Below are 1,250 nucleotides of genomic sequence, written 5' to 3'. Positions count from 1 at the left end.
CTATCACCAGGCTGAGATAGGTGTCTCGCATAGGGTGCCAGTAGGTAACCCAAGTAGCTTGGGGCATAAATTTTATGTGTTGCCAGAGTGGGAACCGGACTTACCTGAAAACTCTATTATTTCTTCTTCTGAGGAATTGGCATTAGAAAGCGAAACCCAAGATGTTGTTATCTTGCACCATGCACTAGATTTTTCCAGTGCGCCTCATCAAACCCTGCGAGAGGCAGCCAGGGTGCTCAAGTCTTCTGGTACGATGGTGATAGTTGGGTTTAACCCTCTCAGTACTTGGGGAGTGAGGAGGTTGTTAGGGAGGTCGCAGCAAGCACCCTGGAATAGTTGTTTTATTGGTGGTAAGCGAATCGAAGATTGGTTGAATTTGCTCGATTTTAGGGTGGGAACTACTAAATACCATTACTACGGCCTGCCTTTTAATAATGCAGGTTTATTTAGGCGTTTTTTGTGGCTCGATAAAGTGCTCAATACAAAAGTCCCCCTAGGCGCATACTATTTGATATCGGCACAAAAACAGGTCGGTTCACGAATCAATTCCTACTCAAAATGGCGTCGAGGTGCAAAGGTCGTAGGAATGCCTTTGGCAAGCTCACGGCACACTCGGGTTTTGGAACAAGACTTTTCAGTTTATAACGAGAAAGATAAAGAAGAATGATAGAGATTTATACCGATGGAGCCTGTAAAGGCAACCCTGGACCGGGAGGTTGGGGAGCATTATTAACAAGCGGGAAGCATCAGAAAAAGATTTATGGTGGTGAGCTTGATACAACCAACAATAGAATGGAGCTGCTTGCTGCAATTCGGGCGCTCGAAAGCTTAAAGAAACCTAGTGTTGTTCACTTACATACCGACTCCCAATATATGCGCAAAGGGATGCTTGAGTGGATAAAAGGTTGGAAGAAAAATGGCTGGAAAACTGCAGCCAAAAAGCCAGTAAAGAATGTTGAGCTATGGAAAGCGTTGGATGAGCAAGTCGCAACACATGAGGTAAAATGGTTTTGGGTGAAAGGTCATAGTGGTGATCCAGGTAATGAAATGGCTGACCAGCTTGCCAATCTCGGAGTTGACTCGGTTATTCGAAAAGACAGTATTGGTAAGGTTCATGTGATTGATGGAGTTGAAGGGTGAGGCAGGTCGTACTTGATACAGAAACCACCGGTATAAATCCTCAGCTTGGCCACAGGATAATCGAGATTGGTTGTGTCGAACTGATTGACCGTAAGCTGACAGGAAATCAC

3 protein-coding genes are annotated in these 1,250 nt (G+C 45.0%); all 3 read left to right on the top strand.

Features of this window, described 5'->3' with window-relative positions:
* Positions 1-667 (top strand): class I SAM-dependent methyltransferase (locus A3763_RS04410; protein WP_156494904.1); only part of this gene is annotated, 667 nt, incomplete at its 5' end.
* Entirely contained in the window at positions 664-1,140 is a 477-nt protein-coding gene (gene rnhA / locus A3763_RS04405) for a ribonuclease HI (protein WP_068510651.1), read from the top strand. The genes A3763_RS04410 and rnhA, both read left to right, overlap by 4 nt.
* Positions 1,137-1,250, top strand: a 114-nt coding sequence (locus A3763_RS26645; RefSeq protein ID WP_255376602.1) for an exonuclease domain-containing protein, incomplete at its 3' end; no start/stop codon positions are given. The genes rnhA and A3763_RS26645, both read left to right, overlap by 4 nt.

This window comes from Oleiphilus sp. HI0128 (assembly GCF_001635365.1).
The sequence above is the reverse complement of the archived record's forward strand: the minus strand, read 5'-3'. Positions and strand labels throughout refer to the sequence as shown.